20 protein-coding genes are annotated in these 21,866 nt (G+C 73.1%); 14 read left to right on the forward strand and 6 right to left on the reverse strand.

The window, feature by feature from the left end; all coding sequences use genetic code 11:
• Positions 1-107: 107 nt before the first annotated feature.
• The 3 genes from ABZY91_RS11645 to ABZY91_RS11655 form a co-directional block, all read right to left on the reverse strand.
• Positions 108-2,267 carry a DUF6571 family protein gene (locus ABZY91_RS11645; RefSeq protein ID WP_355401690.1) on the reverse strand — a complete coding sequence of 720 codons (2,160 nt, stop codon included), beginning with the start codon at positions 2,265-2,267 and terminating at the stop codon, positions 108-110.
• 2 nt (positions 2,268-2,269) lie between these two features.
• A complete protein-coding gene (locus tag ABZY91_RS11650) occupies positions 2,270-2,617 on the reverse strand; it encodes a hypothetical protein (protein ID WP_329883446.1) in 348 nt (115 codons plus the stop codon).
• Positions 2,618-2,770: 153 nt separating this feature from the next.
• Positions 2,771-3,445: a FadR/GntR family transcriptional regulator gene (locus ABZY91_RS11655; RefSeq protein ID WP_329883447.1), complete on the reverse strand. Its 675-nt coding sequence runs from the start codon at positions 3,443-3,445 to the stop codon at positions 2,771-2,773.
• 86 nt (positions 3,446-3,531) lie between these two features.
• Here ABZY91_RS11655 and ABZY91_RS11660 point away from each other — a divergent pair, with 86 nt between their 5' ends.
• The 3 genes from ABZY91_RS11660 to ABZY91_RS11670 all read left to right on the forward strand — a co-directional run bounded on the left by ABZY91_RS11660 (position 3,532) and on the right by ABZY91_RS11670 (position 5,731).
• Positions 3,532-4,851: an MFS transporter gene (locus tag ABZY91_RS11660; RefSeq protein WP_355401692.1), complete on the forward strand. Its 1,320-nt coding sequence runs from the start codon at positions 3,532-3,534 to the stop codon at positions 4,849-4,851.
• A gap of 118 nt (positions 4,852-4,969) precedes the next feature.
• A complete protein-coding gene (locus ABZY91_RS11665; protein WP_329883449.1) occupies positions 4,970-5,092 on the forward strand; it encodes an SGM_5486 family transporter-associated protein in 123 nt (40 codons plus the stop codon).
• A gap of 111 nt (positions 5,093-5,203) precedes the next feature.
• Complete coding sequence (locus tag ABZY91_RS11670) at positions 5,204-5,731, forward strand: histidine phosphatase family protein (RefSeq protein WP_329883450.1); 528 nt, start codon at positions 5,204-5,206, stop codon at positions 5,729-5,731.
• Positions 5,732-5,870: 139 nt separating this feature from the next.
• Here ABZY91_RS11670 and serB read toward each other — a convergent pair whose 3' ends face one another.
• Positions 5,871-7,127: a phosphoserine phosphatase SerB gene (gene serB, locus ABZY91_RS11675; RefSeq protein ID WP_355401694.1), complete on the reverse strand. Its 1,257-nt coding sequence runs from the start codon at positions 7,125-7,127 to the stop codon at positions 5,871-5,873.
• Between the two features lie 315 nt (positions 7,128-7,442).
• Here serB and ABZY91_RS11680 point away from each other — a divergent pair, with 315 nt between their 5' ends.
• From ABZY91_RS11680 to ABZY91_RS11690, 3 genes are all read left to right on the forward strand, one after another.
• Complete coding sequence (locus tag ABZY91_RS11680; RefSeq protein WP_355401696.1) at positions 7,443-10,019, forward strand: FHA domain-containing protein; 2,577 nt, start codon at positions 7,443-7,445, stop codon at positions 10,017-10,019.
• Between the two features lie 337 nt (positions 10,020-10,356).
• Positions 10,357-11,454: a GAF domain-containing sensor histidine kinase gene (locus tag ABZY91_RS11685; RefSeq protein ID WP_329883465.1), complete on the forward strand. Its 1,098-nt coding sequence runs from the start codon at positions 10,357-10,359 to the stop codon at positions 11,452-11,454.
• Positions 11,447-12,100: a response regulator transcription factor gene (locus ABZY91_RS11690; RefSeq protein WP_329883453.1), complete on the forward strand. Its 654-nt coding sequence runs from the start codon at positions 11,447-11,449 to the stop codon at positions 12,098-12,100. The genes ABZY91_RS11685 and ABZY91_RS11690 overlap by 8 nt, the downstream gene beginning before the upstream one ends.
• A 131-nt stretch (positions 12,101-12,231) precedes the next feature.
• Here the strand turns inward: ABZY91_RS11690 and ABZY91_RS11695 are convergent, their stop codons facing one another.
• A complete protein-coding gene (locus ABZY91_RS11695; protein ID WP_355401698.1) occupies positions 12,232-13,029 on the reverse strand; it encodes a hypothetical protein in 798 nt (265 codons plus the stop codon).
• Between the two features lie 148 nt (positions 13,030-13,177).
• Between ABZY91_RS11695 and ABZY91_RS11700 the strand changes: the two genes are divergently transcribed.
• The 7 genes from ABZY91_RS11700 to ABZY91_RS11730 all read left to right on the forward strand — a co-directional run bounded on the left by ABZY91_RS11700 (position 13,178) and on the right by ABZY91_RS11730 (position 19,243).
• A complete protein-coding gene (locus ABZY91_RS11700) occupies positions 13,178-13,969 on the forward strand; it encodes an ABC transporter ATP-binding protein (protein ID WP_329883455.1) in 792 nt (263 codons plus the stop codon).
• Positions 13,970-14,184: 215 nt separating this feature from the next.
• Positions 14,185-14,607, forward strand: coding sequence for an NfeD family protein (locus ABZY91_RS11705; RefSeq protein WP_329883456.1), 423 nt, complete (start codon positions 14,185-14,187; stop codon positions 14,605-14,607).
• A gap of 10 nt (positions 14,608-14,617) precedes the next feature.
• Positions 14,618-15,673 carry an SPFH domain-containing protein gene (locus tag ABZY91_RS11710; RefSeq protein WP_327682004.1) on the forward strand — a complete coding sequence of 352 codons (1,056 nt, stop codon included), beginning with the start codon at positions 14,618-14,620 and terminating at the stop codon, positions 15,671-15,673.
• A gap of 198 nt (positions 15,674-15,871) precedes the next feature.
• Entirely contained in the window at positions 15,872-16,630 is a 759-nt protein-coding gene (locus ABZY91_RS11715) for a sulfite exporter TauE/SafE family protein (RefSeq protein WP_329883457.1), read from the forward strand.
• A 17-nt stretch (positions 16,631-16,647) separates the two neighbouring features.
• Positions 16,648-16,824: a DUF1272 domain-containing protein gene (locus ABZY91_RS11720; protein ID WP_355401701.1), complete on the forward strand. Its 177-nt coding sequence runs from the start codon at positions 16,648-16,650 to the stop codon at positions 16,822-16,824.
• 42 nt (positions 16,825-16,866) lie between these two features.
• The gene (locus ABZY91_RS11725) at positions 16,867-17,169 is read left to right on the forward strand and encodes a 4a-hydroxytetrahydrobiopterin dehydratase (protein WP_329883459.1); all 303 of its coding nucleotides are present in this window, start codon (positions 16,867-16,869) and stop codon (positions 17,167-17,169) included.
• A gap of 160 nt (positions 17,170-17,329) precedes the next feature.
• Positions 17,330-19,243 (forward strand): PQQ-binding-like beta-propeller repeat protein, encoded by a 1,914-nt coding sequence (locus tag ABZY91_RS11730; protein WP_355401703.1) that lies wholly within the window; start codon positions 17,330-17,332, stop codon positions 19,241-19,243.
• Between the two features lie 85 nt (positions 19,244-19,328).
• On the opposite strand, the gene ABZY91_RS11735 is transcribed toward ABZY91_RS11730, so the two are convergent.
• On the reverse strand, positions 19,329-19,865 hold the full coding sequence (locus ABZY91_RS11735; RefSeq protein ID WP_355401705.1) for an HNH endonuclease: 537 nt from the start codon (positions 19,863-19,865) through the stop codon (positions 19,329-19,331).
• A 316-nt stretch (positions 19,866-20,181) separates the two neighbouring features.
• On the opposite strand from ABZY91_RS11735, the gene tyrS reads away from it, so the two are divergent.
• Positions 20,182-21,447, forward strand: a complete 1,266-nt coding sequence (gene tyrS / locus ABZY91_RS11740; protein WP_355401709.1) for a tyrosine--tRNA ligase — start codon at positions 20,182-20,184, stop codon at positions 21,445-21,447.
• The last annotated feature ends 419 nt before the right edge of the window (positions 21,448-21,866 follow it).

Raw genomic sequence — 21,866 nt, forward strand, 5'->3', positions numbered from 1 at the left:
GCGGCGCGGCACGACTGCGGGGCGGTCGGTTCGCTCCCGAGCCGGGCGGCCACGGCGCCGGCCCGGGAGGGGGCCGGCGCGGATCGTCCGGGTGCGTCGGGGCTGCCTCACTGCTGGACGTTCCGTCCGAGGGCGATCAGCGCGTTGGTGTTGCCGCTCGTGTGGCCGGTCCCCAGCTCGGTCGAGATCAGCTCGGTCTCGTCCTCGTTCAGGTGGTTGGCCCTGCCCCAGGCGCCGGCCATCTCCTGGCTCTCGGTCAGCGAGGCGAAGTGCGCCTGGGAGTTCGCGGTGTTGCCCGCGTCCTGGGCGTCCTTCCTGACGTCCTCCACCCAGCCGCTGATCCCCGCGTCGACGAAGGCGCCGGCGACGCCTCCGACCTCGGGGACGAACCCGGTCACGGTGCCGCTCACCGAGGAGGCGAACGCGCCGGCCTTCTCGGCCCACTCCATCCGGTCGTCCTTCTCGTCCAGGACGATGTCCGACCGGATGGCGTCGAACGCCCCGAGCGCCGTCCCGATGTTCCGTGCTGGCCCCTGCCGCTCCGCCGGTCCGGCCTGCGGATCGGGCGGGACGGCGGCCAGGGCCACGGCGGCCTCGGCCCGTTCGGCGTTGTAGAGCGTGGCGTACGCCTCCGGCTCCTCGGAGGCACCGCGCATGACCCGGACGAGGTGGTCGGCGCTGCCGCCGAGGTGGCCCTCGCCGTCCTGTTCCCACGCGCCGGTGCGGCGCGCGCCGGTGTGGTGCTGACCGAGGACCGGGTGGGTGTCGGCCACGTAGTCGGACAGGGCGTTGGCCAGCGGCACGCGAAGGTCCTCGTGGACCTCGGCGCCCCTGCCGTCCGCGTCCAGCGCGTCGACGACGCCCTGCATGACCCGTGCCTGCGCCGGGGTGTGCGGGCCTCCGCGGTGGCTGCCCCCGCCGGGGGCGTCGCCGGTGGCGGCGGCCTCCAGGGCGGCGGCGAGGCCGGCCTGGTGGGTGCCCCTGTCCTGGATCGGCGGGCCGACGAGGGCGGTGGTGCAGGAGGTGGGCCAGTCGCGCTCGCGCAGCAGGTACCCGAGGCGGTCCTCGGCCCCGGGCGCCCTCGGGTCGAGGAACCGGGTGGCGGCCTCGGGGCTCCGGCCCATCAGCCCGAGCACGCCGTCCACCGGGTCGTGCACCAGGTCGGGGCGCGGGCCGTTGAACTGGTGGACCCTCCAGTGGTTGCCCCTGCGGTCGGCCGCGAGGACGTCGGTGCCGAGGTCGTCGAGGAACTGCGCGCCGTACCCGGCGGTGCCCTTCCGGAGCAGGGTGACGAGAGCCTGGTAGCCGTGGACCGGCGCCGGACCGCCGCCGAGGTGGCGGTCGTCGATGTTCCTGACGCCCGCTTCCCGCAGGCCCTCGCGGAACTCCCGGTAGAACGTGGACCCGGTGTCGCGGGTGGCGCCGGCGACGGTGTCGGCCAGGTTGGCCCGCAACCCGTCGTACTCGCCCTTGAGCCTGCCGCTCCGGTCGTTGATCCGCAGGTCCAGCTCGTCGGCGAGCAGCAGGGTGCCCTCGGCGCCGAGCGCGCCGAGCAGGGTCCGGCCGTACACGGGGTTGCCGGAGCCGGCCTTCATCAGGTTGTCGAGCTCGGCGAGCTCCTCCGGGCCGAGGGTCCTGCCGTCCTTGAGCTTCCGGGCGAGCGAGGCGGCACGCCTGCCGTCGGCCTCGTCCCCGCCGCCGACCGCCCGGCCGTTGAACTCGTTCACCAGGTCGCCGACCTTGGCGGCGCGCCGGAGTCCGCGGGCGGCCCGGGAGTCGGCGGCGGTCGCCTCCTCCAGGTAGGTCTTGATCTTCTGCGCCCAGGCGACGGCCGCTCGGTCACGCTCGCGCCGGTAGTCGGGCTCGTGGCGGTAGGCGGACCTGCCCCCCTCGTCGAGCGTGGTGACGTCGAACACGACGGCGCCGGTGCCGGTCACCTTCATGCCGTCTGCCTGGGCGTCCGTGACGGTCCGCCTGAGCTTCTGCTGCGCCGACCCGAAGTCGTCGTGCGCGTCGCCGATGATCGAGGCGACGGCCGCGGCCTCGGTCTGCGCGTCGAGGGTCTGCTGCCGGGTGTGGCCGACGTGCCGGTGGGCGGTGAGCGCGGTGTAGCCGAGCCAGAGGCCCTGGTTGCCGGTGACGGAGAGCACCTCGTTCTCCAGCCGGTGCTGGACGAGCCGGTACCTGCGGGCCATCTCGGTCCAGTCGGCGGCGGCCTTGGCCATGGCGGAGAGGTCCGCCCCGACGACGTCCTCGAAGCCGAGCACGGTCAAGCCTTTCCGGTGAACGAGGTGGCGATGCCGTGCTCGACGTCCAGGTAATTGGTGTGGGTCTGGCGCATCATCCCGGCCTCCTGGTTGAGCCGGCCGTTCAGCTGGGACACCTGCTCGTGCCACTCCCGGAGTGCTCCGCGCAACGCGGCGGCGGTGTCCCACCCGCTCAGCCCCGCCGCGGCCGCTCCGGTCGCCTCGTCGGCGGTCCTCCCGGCCGCGGTGCTGTCGCCGGCGATGCCGTCGAGCGCGGTGGCCGCCCGGTCGATCGCCGCCGTGGACACCTTCGTCGGCGTTCCGCCGCCCGGGCCCTGGCCCTGGCCCGACTTCAGGTCCGGATCCGCCATCGCTGCTCCCCGTCGTGCCCGCACCCGGGTCGCAACCCGGCCGTCTACGAAGTGTGACGGGACGTTAGCACGCCGAAACCCCCCTCCCGCCGGGTTCGCGGGCCGTTCCGGGGGCGTTCCGGCCGGGGTCCGGACCGGCTGGGTCCGTGCGGGTCAGGGCCGGCCGTCGGTGCAGGTGCCGATGGCGCGGCCGGCCTCGTGGGAGGCGCGCCGGGGGTCGCGGGCGCGGATGGCGTCGACGATCTTGTCGTGGCCGAGGTAGCGCTCGGCGATGAGCTCGGGGCCAACGTCGTGGCGCAGGTGGGCGCGGGTGACCTCGCCGAGGTCGGCGTAGACGGCGGCGAGGACGTCGTTGTGCGCGGCGGCGACGACGGCCTGGTGGAAGGCGGCGTCGGCCTGGATGAAGTCCTCGGCGTCGCCGGAGCGCCAGGCGTCCTCGCGGCGTGCCAGGGCGGCGTCGAGGAGGGCGAGGTCGCGGTCGGTGCGGCGGTCGGCGGCGAGGCCGGCGGCGGAGGTCTCCAGGGTGACGCGCAGTTCCGCGACGTGGGCCTGGTCGGCGTCGGCGAAGCGGCGGTGCATGACGCCGGCCAGTTCGCTGGTGGCGAGGACGTAGGTGCCGGAGCCCTGGCGGATGTCGAGCAACCCGTTGTGGGCGAGGGCGCGGACGGCCTCGCGGACGGTGTTCCGCGCCACACCCAGCTGCTCGACGAGGGCGGCCTCGGTGGGGATGCGGGAGCCGACGGGCCACTCGCCGGAGGTGATCTGGGCGCGCAGCTGGGCGATCACCTGGTCGGACAGCGGGGTGCGCCTCGGCGAGGACAGCGCCACGGGGGACTCCTTGGGGTCGAGTGGGTCGGGCCATCATGCCAACTCAAGGATGCGCTAATTCATCCCATCATTCTATGATGGCCGGCATGTCGTCCGCAGCAGACACCGCAGCCTCGCCCGATACCGATACCGATACCGACGCTGGTCCCGGTGCCGGTACCGGGACCCGACCGCAGACCGAGCGGCCCGCCCCGCCCCGCCGCAGCCACCTCGGCTGGCTCTTCGCCGTCGCGATCGCCGCCGCGGCCTTCAACCTCCGCCCGGTGGTCACCAGCCTCGGGCCGCTGCTCGACCAGGTCCGGGCCGACCTCGGGATGAACCCCACCGTGGCCGGGCTGCTCACCGCCGTGCCCTCGCTCTGCTTCGCCCTCTTCGGCTTCGCCGCGCCCGGCCTCGCGCGCCGGCTCGGCCCGATCGCGGTGGTCACGGCCGGGCTCGGGGCGATCACCGCGGGCGTGCTGGCCCGTTCCTTCGCCGGTGGCACGGCCGTCTTCCTGCTGCTCACCGCGCTGGCGCTGGCCGGTGTCGCGGTCGCCAACGTGCTGATCCCGGTGGTGATCAAGCGGTACTTCCCGGAGAAGGTCGGGCCGATGATCGGCCTGTACTCGATGGCACTGTCGGCCGGCACCGCGCTCGCCGCCGCCGTCACCGTGCCGCTGACCGGCGCGCTCGGCGGGGACTGGCGGTTCGGCCTGGGCGTCTGGGCCGCGCTCGGTGCGGTCGCCCTGCTGCTCTGGCTGCCCGTCCTGCTGTCCCGGCGGCGCGAGAGCGGTGGGCAGGCCAACGGCCGGGGGGCCGGGAAGCTGCCGATCACCCGCAGCCGGACCGCGTGGGCGCTGGCCTGCTTCTTCGGCTTCCAGGCCACCGGCGCGTACGTGGTGATGGGCTGGCTGCCGAAGATCTTCCAGGACGCCGGCGTCTCCGAGGGCACGTCGGGCGTGCTGCTGGCGCTGACCATGGTGATCGGCGTGCCGGTCTCCTTCGTCCTGCCCAACCTGGCCGCCCGCCGGGGCGACCAGCGGCTCTTCGTGGTGGTCCTGGCCTCCTGCGGCATCGCCGGGTACTCCGGGCTCGCGCTGGCCCCGTCCACCGCGCCGTGGGCGTGGGCGATCCTGGTGGGCCTCTCCAACTGCGCGTTCCCGCTGGTGCTGACCATGATCGGCCTGCGCGCCCGGACGGCCGGCGGCGTGGCCCAGCTCTCGGCCTTCGCCCAGGGCGTCGGCTACCTGATCTCGATCCCGGGGCCGATCCTGATCGGCCGCCTCTACGAGGCCACCGGCGAGTGGTACCTGCCGCTGGGCTTCCTGGCGGTGCTGCTGGTGCCGCAGATGCTGTTCGGCCTGCGGGCGGCGCGGGCCCGGTACATCGAGGACGAGGCGGTCCTGCCGGCGGCGGCGGGGGCCTGAGGCCGCGCCGCGCGGCCGGGACGGGACGGGCGCGGGCCCCGGTCCGATCCCGGTCCGGCCCCGTCACCGGCCCGGGGCCGGTGACGGGCGGGGACGACCGGGGTGGGAGAATCCGGTCATGCCCGTACTCGACCCGAACCCCACCGACGGCCACAAGAAGCTGGGCCAGCTCGCCGCCGCGATCGGCGGCATCGTCGTGCTCCTGGTGATCGTGGCGATCATCGCCCGGAACCTGGGCTGAACCCCGCACCCACGTCCGGGTGAACACGCAGGACGGCACTCCCACTCCGGAGAGTGGTGGCATCGGGCAGCACCGCGCTCCCGGGCGGCTTTTCTGCCAAGCTTGCTGGGTATGAGCGCCGACACGCCCCGCAGGATCATCGTTCTCCGCCACGCCAAGGCCGACTGGCCGAACGGCGTCGACGACCACGAGCGGCCGCTGGCCGATCGGGGCCGACACCAGGCACCGGAGGCCGGACGCTGGCTCGCCGACTCCGCCCTCAACCCCGACTACGTGCTCTGCTCCACCGCCCTGCGCACCCGTGAGACGTGGAAGCTCGCCGCCCACGAGCTGCCCAAGCGCTCCCGCAAGACGGTGTACGAGGACCGGGTGTACGAGGCCAGCCCCGGCGAGATCATCGCCGTCCTCCAGGAGACCCCGGACGACCACGCCGACCTCGTCCTGGTCGGCCACAACCCGGGTGTGCTCGGTCTGACCCAGGTCCTGGCCGGCGACGAGGGGGACCGCGAGGCGCTGGAGCGGCTGCGGCTCGGGGGCTTCCCCACCGCGGGCGTCGCGGTGCTCAGCTTCAGCGGCTCGTGGAAGAACGTCGAGCCGGGCGTCGCCGCACTGGTCTCGTACTTCACGCCGCAGGAGTGAGCCGGGACGCCGGTGCGGCCGTGCGACGGACGCGCACGGCGGACGGACAGCTGATGCGTCGCTGACGGACGGCCGACGCACAAGGGGGCGCGCGGATCTGGTCCGCGCGCCCCTCGTCGTTCTCCGTGCCGGGTACGGGCTACTCGGCCGGCTGGCCGTCCAGCACGTCGGCCGCCTCGACCTCCTCGCGGGTGATCCCGAGCAGGTACAGCACGGTGTCCAGGAACGGCACGTTCACCGCGGTGTCCGCGGCCTCCCGCACCACCGGCTTGGCGTTGAACGCCACGCCCAGCCCGGCCGCGTTCAGCATGTCCAGGTCGTTGGCGCCGTCGCCGATCGCCACCGTCTGCTCCAGCGGCACCTTGGCCTGCTCGGCGAACCTGGCCAGCCAGCGCGCCTTGCCCGCCCGGTCGACGATGTCGCCCACCACCCGGCCGGTGAACTTGCCGTCCTTCTCCTCCAGGGTGTTGGCCGCCGCGTAGTCCAGCCCCAGCTGCTCCACCAGGTGGTCGGTGACCTGGGTGAACCCGCCGGAGACCACCGCGACCTGGTATCCCAGCCGCTGAAGCGTCCGGATCAGCGTGCGCGCCCCCGGCGTGAACCGGACCTCCGCGCGCACCTTCTCCGTCACCCCGGCGTCCAGGCCGGCCAGGAGCGCCACGCGGGCGCGCAGCGACTCCGCGAAGTCCAGCTCGCCGCGCATCGCCGCCGCGGTCACCTCGGCGACCTCCTGCTCGCAGCCCGCGTGGGCGGCGAACAGCTCGATCACCTCGTCCTGGATCAGGGTCGAGTCGACGTCCATGACCACCAGCCGCTTGGCCCGCCGCTCCAGCCCGGACGCCACCACCGCGACGTCCACCCGCTGGGTGGCCGCCTCCTGCGCCAGCTCGGCGCGCAGCCGGTCGGTGGCCACACCCGAGACGGTCAGCTCGACGGCGGTCACCGGGTACTTGGCGAGCCGGAAGACACGGTCGATGTTGCCGTCGGCGGCGGTGATCCGGGAGGTGAGCGCGGCGACGGCGGCGGCGGTCAGCGGGTGGCCGAGGACGGTGACGTGCGAGCGGCCCTCGCGGCGCGGCCGGTTGTCGCCGATGCCGGAGAGGATCTCGGCCTGGAGCTTCTGCTCCTCGGCCCAGCGGTGCACGACGGACCGCAGCCCGCCCTCGGCGCCGGGGGCGCCGGGAGGAGTGACCAGGGCGCAGAGCGTTATCCGGCCACGGGTCACCACCTGCTCGATGTCGATGACGTCGACGCCGAACCCGGCCAGGGTGGCGAAGAGGCCGGCGGTGATGCCGGGGCGGTCCTTGCCGAACACCTTGACGAGCAGGGTGCGCTCGTCCTCGGTCCGGGGCTGCGGGGCGGGGAACGGCTCTGCGGCCAAGGGCGATGCGTTCATGGTGCCTCCCACGCTACCCGCCGCCCGACGGGGCCACGGCACCCGTCCGCGTCGTGGACGCACCGGGACGCACCGGGCGGCGCCGGGCGCGCGCCCGTGGACATGCGGTGGACGTGCCGCGTGTGCGCCGCGTACGCGCCGTGGACGCACGGTTCGGGGGCCGTCCGCGAATCGTTGCCGCCTGGTCACAGTCACCGGGGGTGACTTTCACGGACGACCGGGGGGCTGGAATGATTCCCCCGTCAGATTGACGATCATTTCGCCCCGGGACGGGGCGCACCATCGGGGGAACCGAGAGAGCGGGGCAGGCGAGCAGTGCCGCAACTCGTCATCGAGATCAACGGACAGCAGCGGACTCTGGAGCCCGGGCGGTCCTACACCATCGGTCGCAACCCGCAGTCGGACTTCCCGTTCGACGACGCGCGGGTGTCGTGGCACCACGCCACCATCTCCTTCAACGGGGCCGGCTGGCAGCTGGACGACCACGGGAGCACCAACGGGACCTACACCGCCGGCGCCCGCACCATGCAGGCCCAGCTCTTCCCGGGAGCCGTGGTCAACCTCGGCAACGCCGAGAACGGCCCCCGGCTCTCCTTCTCCGCGCCGGCCCAGGCCGCCGCCCAGGCCCCGGCCTGGCACGAGGCCGCCACCAGCCGCAGCGCCGCACCGGAGGCCCACGCCGCCCAGCAGCAGGCGCAGCAGCCGTGGGCCCAGCAGCCGTACCCGCAGCAGGCCCAGCCCCAGTGGCCGGGTCAGCAGCAGCCGTTCCCGCAGCAGCAGGCGCAGCAGCCGTACCCGCCGCAGCAGGGCTTCCCGCACCAGCAGGGGTTCCCGCAGCAGGGCGCCGCGCCGCACGAGGGCCCCGGCGGCCCGCAGCCGACGGTCATCCGCAACCTGACCGCCGGCATGAACACCATCCGGATCGGCCGCGCGCTCGACAACGACATCGTCGTCTCCGACCTCCAGGTCTCCCGCCACCACGCCGAGCTGCGCCAGCTGCCCGACGGCCGGTACGAGATCGTCGACCTCGGCAGCCACAACGGCATCTTCCTCAACGGCCAGCGGGTCGAGCGCCAGCTCATCGGCCCGCAGGACCGCCTGACCGTCGGCCACTCCAGCTTCGTCCTGGTCGGGGACCAGCTCCAGGAGTTCGTCGACACCGGCGCGGTCTCCTTCTCCGCCCGCCACCTGACCGTCGAGGTCGACTTCAAGGGCGGCAAGAAGGTCCTGCTCAACGACGTCAGCTTCGGCGTCCCGGAGAAGTCCCTGGTCGCCGTCATCGGCCCGTCCGGCTCCGGCAAGTCGACCCTGCTGCGCGCCCTCACCGGCTACCGCCCGGCCGACCGCGGCGACGTCCTCTACGACGGCCGCAACCTCTACAAGCAGTTCGCCGAGCTGCGTTCGCGCATCGGCCTGGTGCCGCAGTCGGAGATCCTGCACAAGGAACTGACCGTCCGCAACGGCCTCAAGTACGCGGCCCGGCTGCGCTTCCCCGGTGACACCGAGGCGCGCGAGCGCGAGGCGCGGATCGACGAGGTGCTCTACGAGCTGCGCCTGGACAAGCGCGCGGACAACCGGATCACGGCGCTCTCCGGCGGTCAGCAGAAGCGCGTCTCGGTCGCCCTGGAGCTGCTCACCAAGCCGTCGCTGATCTTCCTGGACGAGCCCACCTCGGGCCTCGACCCGGGCATGGACCGCGAGGTCATGCAGATGCTGCGCGGCCTCGCCGACGACGGCCGCACCATCCTGGTCGTCACCCACTCGGTGGCCGAACTCGCGCTCTGCGACCGGCTGCTGGTGATGGCGCCGGGCGGTTCGGTGGCCTACTTCGGCCCGCCGGACGAGGCGCTGCACTTCTTCGGGTACGAGACCTGGGCCGACGTCTTCCAGGCCTTCGAGAACTACCCGGACCACGACTGGGCCGGCCGCTACCGCGGTTCGGTGCACTACCAGCAGTACTCGGCCGACGTGGAATCCGGTGCCGTGCAGTCCGCCCAGATCGTGCAGGAGGCGGTCCGCCCGCCGAAGCCGCAGAGCTGGGGCTCGCAGCTGTGGACGCTGATCCGCCGCTACGCCTCGGTGCTCGCCTCCGACCGCGGCTTCCTGGCCCTGTCGGTGCTGCTGCCCGCGGTGCTCGGCGCGGTCAGCGTGCTGATCCCGAACGAACCCGGCCTCGCCCCGAACCCGAAGTCGCAGCTCGGCCTCAACAGCGGCGCGGCGACGATCATGCTGATCCTGGCGATCGGGGCGTGCTTCTCCGGGGCGGCCAACTCGGTCCGCGAGCTGATCAAGGAACGGGCGATCTACGAACGGGAACGGGCCACCGGGCTCTCCCGCTCGGCGTACATGATGTCCAAGATCATCGTGCTGGGGTTCTTCAGCGTGATCCAGGGCGCGATCATCTCCGCCGTCGGCTTCCTGCCGCGCAAGCTGCCCGAGCACGGCCTGGTCTTCAAGGACCTGCCCATCATCGAGATGAGCTTCGGCCTCATCCTGCTGAGCTTCGCCTCGATGATGTTCGGCCTGGCGATCTCGGCCCTGGTCAAGACCGCCGAGAAGACCATGCCGCTGCTGGTCATGTTCGCGATCATCCAGGTCGTCTTCACCGGCTGCCTCTTCCAGATCTTCTCCAAGCCCGGCCTGGAGCAGTTCGCCTGGCTGATGCCCGCCCGCTGGGGCACCGGCATGGTCGCCACCACGCTCGACCTCTCGCACCTGCTCGGCCCCTGGAACAAGGACTTCCAGAACCCCGAGTACGACGCGCTCTGGGGCCACAACTCGGGCCAGTTCTGGTTCGACGCCGGCGTGCTGATCGCGATGTCGGTCGTCATCGGCGTCATCGTGACCCGCCTCCAGCGCCGGCACGAGCCCGAGGTCATGCAGAAGGGCTGACCCCTTCACGTTCCGCCGAGGGGCGGCCCACCCGACCGGGGTGGGCCGCCCCCCGGCGTTCCCGGGCCGTTCCCGGACCGTTTCAGGGCAGTGCCCGGGCACGACCGCGCCGTGCGACCTAGGTCTCCGGACCCGGGCCCCGCCCTGCCGGGGACCGACGCGACCGCCGCGCGGGCGGCGGTAGGTTGGCCGTATGCCCCCCGTGCCCAGCAACCACCGGCACGCCGGCCTGCTGCCCGTCGACCGCATCCCGGTCGGCCCGCCGCCGGACGGCTCCCTGCCCGCCTGTGAACCGTGCCTCGCCGGCATCGAGGCCGTCAGCCAGGCCCTCCTCGGGATGAGCCGCCACCTGGAGGTCCGCGAGGTCCTGCGCCGGATCACCGCCTCCGCCCGTCGCCTGCTCGGCGCCGAGTACGCGGCCCTCGGCGTCCCCGACGACCACGGCGGCTTCGCCCAGTTCGTCGTCGACGGCGTCACCGACGAGCAGTGGAAGGCCATCGGCCCGCTGCCCCGCCAGCACGGCGTCCTCGCCGCGATGCTCCACGAGAGCGGCCCGGTCCGGCTCGCCGACGTCCGGCAGGCCCCCTCCTTCGGCGGCTGGCCCTCCGCCCACCCCGAGCTCGGCGCCTTCCTCGGCATGCCCATCGTCGACACCGACCACGCCGACGACGAACCCGAGGTCCTCGGCGTCATCTACCTCGCCAACAAGCAGGGCGGCGGCGGCTTCACCGACCACGACGAGGAACTCCTGCGGATACTCGCCGCCCACGCGGCCCTCGCCCTCTACAACGCCCGCCTGTACGAGCGCAGCCGCGAGCTCACCCTCGCCGGCGAACGCGCCCGGATCGCCCACGACCTGCACGACGCCGTCTCGCAGAAGCTGTTCTCGCTGCGCCTCACCGCCAAGGCCGCCGCCAAGCTCGTCGACCGCGACCCCGTCCGCGCCCGCGCCGAACTCGCCGAGGTCGGCCGGCTCGCCGCGGAGGCCGCCGACGAACTGCGCGCCGTCGTCGTCGAGCTGCGCCCCGCGGCCCTGGAGGAGGACGGCCTCAGCGCCACCCTCGCCTCCCAGGTACAGGTCCTCGACCGCGCCCACGGCGCCGACATCGCCTTCGCCGCCGACGGCGTGCGCGCCCTGCCGGCGGCCCAGGAGGCGGCCATGCTGCGGGTCGCCCAGGAGGCCCTGCACAACGCGCTGCGCCACTCCGAGGCCCGCCGCGTCACCGTCACCCTGGCCGGCACGCCCGGTCGCGGCGCCGTGCTGCGGGTCAGCGACAACGGCCGGGGCTTCGACCCCGACTCCGTACGCCGGGCCGGCCGTCACCTCGGCCTGGCCTCGATGCGCGACCGCGCCGCCGCCGTCGGCGGCCGGCTCACCCTGGACTCGGCCCCCGGCAGGGGAACGGTCGTCGAGATGGAGGTCCCCGGTGCCTGACACCGTGTCCGCGATCCGGGTCCTGCTGGTCGACGACCACCAGGTGGTCCGCCGGGGCCTGCGCACCTTCCTGGAGGTGCAGGACGACATCGAGGTGGTCGGCGAGGCCGCCGACGGCGCGGAGGGCGTCGACCGGGCCCGCGCGCTCGACCCGGACGTCGTGCTGATGGACCTCAAGATGCCGGGCGTGGACGGCATCGAGGCGCTGCGCACGCTCAAGGAGGAGGGCAGCCGGGCCCGGATCCTGATCGTCACCAGCTTCACCGAGCACCGCACGATGGTTCCCGCCCTGCGGGCCGGCGCCGCCGGGTACGTCTACAAGGACGTCGACCCGGAGGCGCTGGCCGGTGCGATCCGCTCGGTCCACGCGGGCCACGTGCTGCTCCAGCCGGAGCTGGCCGAGGCCCTGCTCGCCGACGACGGCCCGCGTGCCCCGCAGGGCCGCGGCGGCACCCTCACCGAGCGCGAGCGCGAGGTGCTCGGGCACATCGCGGACGGCCGCTCCAACCGGGAGATCGCGCGCAGCCTGCACCTGTCCGAGAAGACGGTGAAGACGCACGTCTCCAACATCCTGATGAAGCTGGACCTCGCCGACCGCACCCAGGCCGCGCTCTGGGCCGTCCGGCATGGTGAGTCCCGGCCGTAGACCCGCGGGCCGAGGCCCGGGCCGGCCGACCCGGCCGACCCGGCCGATTCCGGCCGATCTCGGCGGACGTCGGCGGGGTCGGCCCCGGGGAGGCCCGCCGGGGCCGCACCGCTCCCGGGGCCGCACCGCTCCTAGGGGCGCTCGTCCACCAGCGCGTTGTAGGCCGCCACCTGCGCGCGGCGGGCGGTCCGCCAGAGCGGCGCCAGCACCGCCTGCCGGGCCGCGATCTCGGAGGCGCTGACCGCCGCGCCGTGGCTGCCGGAGGCGATCGACAACAACGCCGCGACCTGGCGCGCGGACTCCAGCACCCGGACGGCGCGCGGCGGGTAACCCGGTGCGAGCAGCTCGGCGTGCCCGCGCCGGCGGTACGCCTCCAGCGCCCGCAGCGCCTCCGGCCCCGCTCCGGCCACGTCCAGCCGGGTCAGCAGCAGCGTCGCCTGGCGCAGCCCGTCGGTCAGCTCGAACTCGGCCTCGTGCAGCGACGGCACGTCGGCCGGCGGGGCGTCGTTCACGTCGAGGCAGCGCCAGAGCACGGTAGCCGAGCGGTCCCCGGGCGGGCCGAACACCTCGACCTCGGGCACCAGCCCCAGCGGCACCCCGACGGCCAGCACCGCCTCGCCGGCGGCCAGCGCGCTCGCGTTGAACGGGGCCGGTCCGGTCAGGCCCAGCGGGTGCCCGGCCGACGGCAGCGCCAGCCGCAGCCCCTTCACACCGAGGACGCGCAGCCGGCCCAGGGCCCAGGTGAGCCCGTGCCGCTCGCCCGGGCCGTCCCCGGGCAGACCGGCCACCCGGTGGCTCTCGTCGTCCCCCAGGACCGCCGCGGCGGCGTTGTCGGGCGGCACCAGACCGGCCAGCAGGGCGTTGCCCCAGGCGGCCAGCCGTCCCGAACGGGGCTCTTCGTACGGATTGTCGGCAGGAGTCGCGAGCATCCGGCCAGCCTACGGAATCGGCGGTCATCCGCGTGGCGTAGGTTTGCCCATGCGCGTGCGGCGCACCCACTCCGTGCCCACCGGCCGCCGGAGTAGGCTGCCCGCCCGCACCGACGGCCGTATTTCTGTTTTGGGGAAGGCGTAGGTCATGAGCGACGTGCTGGAGCTGGTGGACGTATCCGTGGTCCGGGAGGAGCGCGCGCTGGTCGACCAGGTCTCGTGGTCCATCTCCGAGGGCGAGCGCTGGGTCATCCTCGGCCCGAACGGCGCCGGCAAGACCACCCTGTTGCAGATCGCCTCCACGTACCTCTTCCCGACCTCCGGCAAGGTCACCGTGCTCGGCGAGAAGCTCGGCGAGGTCGACGTCTTCGAGCTGCGCTCCCGGGTCGGCCTGGCCGGCGCCGCCATGTTCGACAAGCTGCCCGCCGAGCAGACCGTGCTGCAGACCGTCCTCACCGCCGCCTACGGCATGACGGTCAGCTGGCGGGAGACCTACGAGCAGTCCGACGAGTCCCGGGCGCTGGCGCTGCTCGACCGCCTCGGCATGTCGGCCCTGACCGGCCGCAAGTTCGGCACCCTCTCCGAGGGCGAGCGCAAGCGCACCCTGATCGCCCGCGCCCTGATGACCGACCCCGAGCTGCTGCTGCTGGACGAGCCCGCCGCCGGCCTCGACCTCGGCGGCCGGGAGGACCTCGTCCGCCGCCTCGGCGCCCTGGCCCAGGACGAGTTCGCGCCGGCCATGGCCATGGTCACCCACCACGTCGAGGAGATCGCCCCGGGCTTCACCCACGTGCTGATGATCCGCCAGGGCAAGGTGCTCACCGCCGGGCCGATCGACACCGAGCTGACCGCGCGCAACCTGTCCAGGTGCTTCGGCCTGCCGCTCATGCTGGAGCGGCACGGCGACCGCTGGTCCGCCCAGGGCCTGCCGCTCGGCTGACCGGCGGCGGTCGGCGGCGGTCGGCGGCGGTCGGCGGCGTCCGGGAAGGGCCGGCGAACGGCGGGTTCCCGGGGCCGGGCCGGGGCCGCCCCGGGGAGGCACCGGACCCACTGAACTCCACTGAACTGGAACCGGTCGCACGTGCGACCGGTTTCCGCCCCTCCACCTGCGGGAACTGACCGCCTGGTAGGCCCTTCCCTCCCTAGGATGGACACGTGGACAGCTGGATCTGGTGGCTTCTGGTCGCCGTCGGCCTCGGTATACCGCTGGTGATCACGGTGATGCCGGAGTTCGCCATGTTCGCCGTCGGCGCGCTCGTCGCGGCCGGCGTGGCCGGTCTGGGCGCCGACCCGGTCTGGCAGGTACTGGCCTTCGTCGCGGCCACGGTCGCGCAGCTGGTCGTCGTCCGCCCCATCGCGTACCGGGCGCTGCGGAAGGGCCCGCAGATCAGAATGGGCATCGAGGCGCTGAAGGGCGCCACCGCGGTCGTCGCGGAAAGGGTCGACGGGGAGGGCGGACGGATCAAGCTCAACGGTGAGATCTGGTCGGCCCGCGCGCTCCACCCCGAGCAGGTCTACCAGCCGGGGCAGCAGGTCGACGTCGTCGAAATCCAGGGCGCGACCGCCCTGGTCGTCTAGGGGAGAGTCCGTGGAACCCGTCCTTATCGTCCTGGTCGTCCTGGTCGTGGTGGCCTTCATCGCGCTGATCAAGACGATTCAGGTCATCCCGCAGGCCAGCGCCGCGATCGTGGAGCGCTTCGGCCGCTACACCCGGACGCTCAACGCGGGGCTGAACATCGTCGTCCCGTTCATCGACCGCGTCCGCAACCGGATCGACCTGCGTGAGCAGGTCGTGCCGTTCCCGCCGCAGCCGGTGATCACCCAGGACAACCTGGTGGTCAACATCGACACGGTGATCTATTACCAGGTCACCGACGCCCGCGCGGCCACCTACGAGGTCGCCAGCTACATCCAGGCCATCGAGCAGCTCACCGTCACCACGCTGCGCAACATCATCGGCTCCATGGACCTGGAGTCCACCCTCACCTCGCGCGAGGTCATCAACGCCGGCCTGCGCGGGGTGCTGGACGAGGCCACCGGCAAGTGGGGCATCCGCGTCAACCGCGTCGAGCTGAAGGCGATCGAGCCGCCGACCTCCATCCAGGACTCGATGGAGAAGCAGATGCGCGCCGAGCGTGACAAGCGCGCCGCGATCCTCACCGCCGAGGGCAACCGGCAGTCCCAGATCCTGCGCGCCGAGGGTGAGAAGCAGGCCGAGGTGCTCAAGGCCGAGGGTGAGGCCCAGGCCGCGGTGCTGCGCGCCGACGGTGAGGCTGCCGCCATCCGGACCGTCTTCGAGGCGATCCACGAGGGCGACGCCGACCAGAAGCTGCTCGCCTACCAGTACCTGCAGACGCTGCCCGAGCTGGCCAAGGGCGACGCCAACAAGCTCTGGATCATCCCGAGCGAGATCGGCGACGCGCTCAAGGGCATCGGCGGCGCGTTCACCGGTGCGTCCGGCCTCGGCGGCGGTGCCAACGGCGCCGCGGTCGCCGCCCCGAGTGCCCCGGCCGCGCCGCCGGCCGCCACCCAGGTGCCGCTCGACCCGGCGGCCGGTCCGCGCCCGCTGGACACCGACACCAAGGGCTCCGCCCGGCCCCGGATCGACCCGCTCCGCGAGTACCGCAAGAGCGACCCGGAGTGATCCTCCGCCCCCGGCCCCGGTGGCCGGGGGACCGCCCGAGGCCCGAGGGCCCGCCTCCCGTACCGCACGGGGCGGGCCCTCGGGCGTTTTCCGCGAGGGTGTGTCGAACATCCCGAATCGTGGGCGAGGCTGGATCGCCCACCCCGTGGTCCGGCATGATCGCCGCGGACGGGACAGGACCAGCGCGGGAGGTGGCTCATGACGACCTGGGAGGCGATCGCCGTCCTGGTGGCAGGTGTCGGTGCCGGAATGATCAATGTGATCGTCGGTTCGGGAACCCTGATCACCTTCCCCGTCCTGCTCGCCGTCGGGCTCCCCCCGGTCACCGCCAACGTCTCCAACTCCTTCGGCCTGGTCCCCGGCTCGCTCAGCGGCGTGATCGGCTACCGCCGGGAGCTGGCGGGCCAGGGCCGCCGGCTCGCCCGCTTCGGCACGGCCTCCCTGCTCGGCGGCGTACTCGGCGCCTACCTGCTGATCGAGCTGCCCAGCAGCGCCTTCGACGCGATCGTCCCGGTCCTGATCCTGCTCGCCCTGGTCCTGGTGATCGTCCAGCCCCGGGTGGCCAAGGCCGTCGCCGCCCGCCGCCGGCCCGACGGCGACCCGCACGGCGGCCCGCTGCTGCTCGTCGGCATCTTCCTCACCGGCATCTACGGCGGCTACTTCGGCGCCGCCCAGGGCGTCCTGCTGCTGGCCCTGATGGGGATGATGCTCCAGGAGGACCTGCAGCGGATCAACGGGGTGAAGAACGCCCTGGCGATGATCGTCAACGGCGTCGCCGCCCTGTTCTTCCTCTTCACGTCGACCGTGAACTGGGCCGCCGCCGGACTGATCGCGGTCGGCTCGCTCGTCGGCGGCCTGGTCGGCGCCAAGGTCGGCCGGAAGCTGCCGCCGCAGGCCCTGCGCGCCGTGATCGTCGTCGTCGGCCTCGCGGCCGTCGTCAAACTGCTCGCGACCTAGAACCGGGAAGGACCCCGATGGCCCTGGAGATGCGGGAGATCTGCGAGCGCTGCGAGGTGTCGCTGACGCCGGACGGCCCGGCCTCTATATGTTCCTACGAGTGCACCTTCTGTCCGGCGTGCACCGAGGCGATGGCCGCCGGCTGCCCCAACTGCGGCGGCGAACTGCTGCCCCGTCCGCGCCGGCGGAGCTGACACCCCTTTTCTCCTTCTGGTTCTGGTGATGGGAGCGGGCCGATGAGCCGAGCACGGCTGACCGAGGACGAGATCGAGGCCGGACTGGCCGGCCTGCCCGACTGGTCGCGCGACGGGGACTCCCTGGTCCGCACCGCCGAGGCGCCCGACTTCCCGGCCGGGATCCGGGCCGTGACCGCCGTCGCCGAGGCCGCCGAGGCGATGGACCACCACCCCGACATCGACATCCGCTGGCGCACGCTGCGCTTCGCCCTCTCCACCCACAGCGCCGGCGGGCTCACCGCCCTCGACCTCGCCCTCGCGGCCCGGATCGACACCATCCTGCGGACGGAGTCCGCCCGCTAGCGCGCGACGCCCGGTCCGCCCTGCCCCGTCCTGCCCGGTCCCGCCCCTTCCGCTGCCCCGGCCGGCGGTCCGATGCCCCTGCGGGCACACCGGAACCGTCCGCTCCGGGGCCGTGAGATGCTGACTGCCGTAGTACAGGCGGTCGGGAGGGACGGAACGGATGGCTCAGGACCCCCTCGGTGACGGTCGGCCGCAGCAGTACCAGGACCAGTGGCAGACGCAGCAGGCGCCGCAGGAGTGGCCCGCCGGGTACGGCGAGTACGCCGACCAGAGCCGGCCGGGCGAGCCCGGGTACGCGCACGGTCCCGGCACGCCGCACCCGGAACAGGGGTACGGCGAGGCCGCCTACGGGCAGGGCGGGTACGTCGAGGGGCCCTACGGTCAGTACGGCCAGAGCCAGTACGACCAGAGCCAGTACGACCAGAACCGGCCGTACCAGCCCTATCAGCAGTACCAGCCGTACTACCAGTACACCGACTACGAGCAGCAGCAGTACGCCCCGTACGCCGTCCCGCAGCAGCCGCAGCCGGCGGGGGAGGAGCTGTACGCGCCCGTCGGTGCCGAGTACTCCGCCGACGGCTACGTGCACGTGGAACCCGATCGCGAACCGGAACCGGAGCCCGGTCCCGAGCCGGCTCCCGACGCCGACCCGGAGGCGGAGCGGCCGGTACCGGCCGCCGGTCCCGCCGTCGCGTCGCCCACCCGGACCGGCCTCGCGGCCAGGGCCCGGGCCGCCACCGGCGCCGTCGTCTCAGCCGAGCACGCGCCGAGCAGGCGGGCCCTGGCCGTCCGGACCGGAGCCGGGGTCGCCGCGCTCGGCGTCCTGGTCGCGGCCGGACTGACGGTCGGCTCGGAGGGCGGCGGCCGCGCGTCCGCCGGCGCCGCCGCCGGCGGGGAGCCGGGGTTCACCGTCGCCCATGCCAAGACGTGGTCCGCCCGGACCGGGTCCGACCGGCCGGTCGGTGACGACACCCTGGTCGGCAGCTGGCTGCTCGCCGACTCGGTGGTGCGCGCCGACGCGACCGGCGTGCACGCGTACGACCTGGAGGCCGGCACGCCCGTCTGGTCGGTCGAGCCCCCCGCCGCGGGTGCGGTGCCCTGCGGGCTCTCCCCGGACGTCAACGCGGCGGGCGTGGGAGCGGTGCTGTTCCGGGCCCAGGCCGACCCGAAGAGCCCCTGCGCCCTGGTGACCGCCGTCGACACCAAGGCCGGGAAGACCACCTGGACCAAGACGCTCTCCGAGGCCAAGGGCCCCTACAACTCCCGGATCGGCGTCACCGAGGACAAGGTGATAGCCGTCGGCGACGACCACGTCGTCGCGTGGGAGTCGGCGGACGGCAAGGACGTCTGGCAGTACACCGGGCAGGGCAAGTTCTGCACGCTGTCCGGTGGCGTGGCCGGCCGGACCGTCCTGGTGGCCAGCTCCTGCGCCGACTCCACTCCCGTCGACCAGGCCGTCGCGCTGAACACCGTCGACGGCACGGTCGCCTGGTGGCGCGGCCTGAACAACCGGCCGAGGACGGCGACGGTGCTCTCCGCCGAGCCGGCTGTCGTCCTCACCACCGGGGAGAAGCCCGAGGACGACCGGGTGTTCGCCTGGGGCCGGGCCGGCGACCCGGCGGTCGAGATCCCGGTCGCCGACACCGGGGGCCGGCTGGAGGTCGCCCACGGCGCGTTCTCGGCCACCCCGGGGGTGTACTTCCGGGAGCGCACCATGGTCACCACCGTCACACCGGTGCCGAACGGCGGCGGTCAGGCCGCGGTGGTCGGCTACGACCTGGACAGCGGCAAGCAGCGCTGGAGGACGGTCGCCTCCGGCAAGGGAGCGGCCAGGGCGGTCGGCATCGACGGCGGCGCGCTGGTGCTCGCCTTCGACGAACGCCTGGACCAGCCCGCGCACCTCAGCCGCTTCGCCCTGGACGGCGGCCGGGAGACGGTCGGCGGCAACTTCCCGCCGGGGACGGGCTCCCTGCTGGTCTCCGGCCGGGTGCTGATCGGCGGCGGCCGGGTCGTCGCCGTCCCCGAGCACTCCACCAACTTCGGCACCGCGACCGGATACCAGGCCAAGGGCTGACCGGGCCGGTCGGTTCGCCCGTCCGGCCAGCTCACCCGCCCGGCCCGACCGCTCGTGCGTGGCGCGGTCGGGCCGGGCTCCGGGCTCAGGCCGCGGAGTGCGCGGCGGCCGGGACGACCTGGGCGGGCAGCCAGTCGGCCAGCTCCCGGACGTCCGAGCCACGCAGCCCCAGCGCCATCATCAGGGTGGCCTGCGGCGTCGGCACGAACGGCTTGCGCAGCAGCTTCATCCCCGCCTGCTCGGGCGTCCGGGCGGCCTTCCGCTGGTTGTCCTCGGCGCAGGCGGCCACGGTGTTTAGCCAACTGTCCTCACCGCCCCGCGACTTGGGGTGCAGGTGGTCCACGGTGGTGGCCCGCCGCCCGCAGTAGGCGCACAGGTACTGGTCCCGGACGAGCACCCCACGCCGTGACCACGGAGCCTGTTGTCGGAACGGCACCCGGACGTACCGCTGGAGTCTGATCACCCGGGGTACCGGCACGGAGACCCCCGTCCCGCGGATGGTGCGCAGGGGATGCGCCTGTTCCACCACGGCCTTGTCCTGGAGCACCAGGACCACGGCGCGCTGGAGCGACACCGTCGTCAGCGGCTCGTAGCTTGCGTTCAGAACCAGCGTGCTGCGCACCTCGGCCACCCTTCTCAACGGGCGTGCCACGGCGGCACGACCGTCTCTACACACGTCACTGCCGCCGCACGGCGGTGGGACCACTGTGAAGGGGCTCAAGGCAGTCGAACAACGGAATTTCCGGTGGCGGTGCGGGGCCGGGCCCTTCCGGGGCCGTTCCCGCGAAGCCCGAGGCGGGAGCGTGTTCATGTCGGTCCGGGCGAAACTCGCTGGCCCCGACCGCGTAGGCTCTACCACGCTGGAGCCGTCCTGCACCGGGGCCCGACCGGACCGGGCCCACACCGGGCGGACGTCCGACCGAAGGAGAAGCGTGACCGTGACGGACATCGTCGACGAGCTGCGGTGGCGTGGGCTGATCGCCCTGTCCACCGACGAGGACGCACTGCGCAAGGCGTTCGCGGACGGCCCGGTCACGTTCTATTGCGGCTTCGACCCGACGGCCCCCAGCCTGCACCTCGGCAACCTGGTGCAGATCCTCACCATGCGCCGCATCCAGCAGGCGGGGAACCTCCCGCTGGGCCTGGTCGGCGGTGCCACCGGCCTGATCGGCGACCCGAAGCCCACCGCCGAGCGCGTGCTCAACGACCCCGAGACGGTGGCCGGCTGGGTGGAGCGCCTGCGTGGCCAGATCTCGCGCTTCCTCGACTTCGAGGGCCCGTACGCGGCGCGCATGGTCAACAACCTCGACTGGACCTCCGGGATGTCCGCGATCAGCCTGCTGCGCGACGTGGGCAAGTACTTCCGGGTCAACAACATGATCGCCAAGGAGGCCGTCTCCCGGCGGCTCAACTCCGACGCGGGTATCAGCTACACCGAGTTCAGCTACCAGATCCTCCAGGGCATGGACTACCTGGAGCTGAACCGCCGCTACGGCTGTGCGCTGCAGACCGGCGGCAGCGACCAGTGGGGCAACCTCACCGCCGGCACGGACCTGATCCGCAAGGCCGACGGCAAGTCGGTGCACGCGCTGGCCACGCCGCTGATCGTCAAGGCGGACGGCACCAAGTTCGGCAAGACGGAGTCCGGCACGGTCTGGCTCGACCCGGAGCTGACCACTCCGTACGCCTTCTACCAGTTCTGGCTGAACGCGGACGACCGGGACGTCTCCAACTTCCTGCGGATCTTCAGCTTCCGTTCGAAGGAGGAGGTCGAGGAACTGGAGCGCGAGACCGGCGAGCGCCCCGCCGCCCGCCTCGCCCAGCGCGCGCTCGCCGAGGAGCTGACCACCCTCGTCCACGGCGCCGAGCAGTACGAGCGCGCGGTGGCCGCGTCCAAGGCGTTGTTCGGCCAGGGCGATCTTGCCGACCTGGAGGCCCCGACCCTGGCGGCGGCACTGGCCGAGGTCCCGAAGGCCCAGGTCGGTGAGCTTCAGCAGATCGTCGACCTGCTGGTCGCCGTCGGTCTGGCGCCCAGCCGTTCGGCGGCCCGTCGGACGATCAAGGAAGGCGGCGCCTACCTCAACAACGTCAAGGTGACGGACGAGGAGGCGGTCCCGACCGAGGCCGATCTGCTGCACGGGCGGTGGCTGGTCCTGCGTCGGGGCAAGCGGAACCTGGCGGCGGCGGAGCTGACCGCTTCGTGACTGAATCTCGACGCCGCTGAGCTGCGGCTTCGACCATCGAGGGCGGGATCCAGCCGGATCCCGCCCTCGATGTTTGACGATGTCCTCCAGGTGGCCTAGTGTTGAACGAGTCGCTGGAGCGGCCACCCCACTCAGCAAGTCCCACTCCCACTCGAATCTCATTTCGATTGGGTCGGTCGGCTTTTCCGCCGGCCGAGGCGGGAGTGAATTTCGAGCAACACTCGGAATGCGCTAATGTGGAGGTCGCCGCAAAAAGCGGACCCGGCCAGTTCGGGAAATCGGATGAATGAAACTCCGGAAAACGGAGCGGAAAACGTCTGGTAAGCTGGAAACACGAAAGAACGAAGCGCCCGGAGGGCCGGTGTGAAAGCCGCCTGAAGGAAGTGTCCGTTCCTTGAGAACTCAACAGCGTGCCAAAA

It is taken from the genome of Kitasatospora sp. NPDC002965 (genome assembly GCF_040611255.1).
Lineage (GTDB): Bacteria > Actinomycetota > Actinomycetes > Streptomycetales > Streptomycetaceae > Kitasatospora.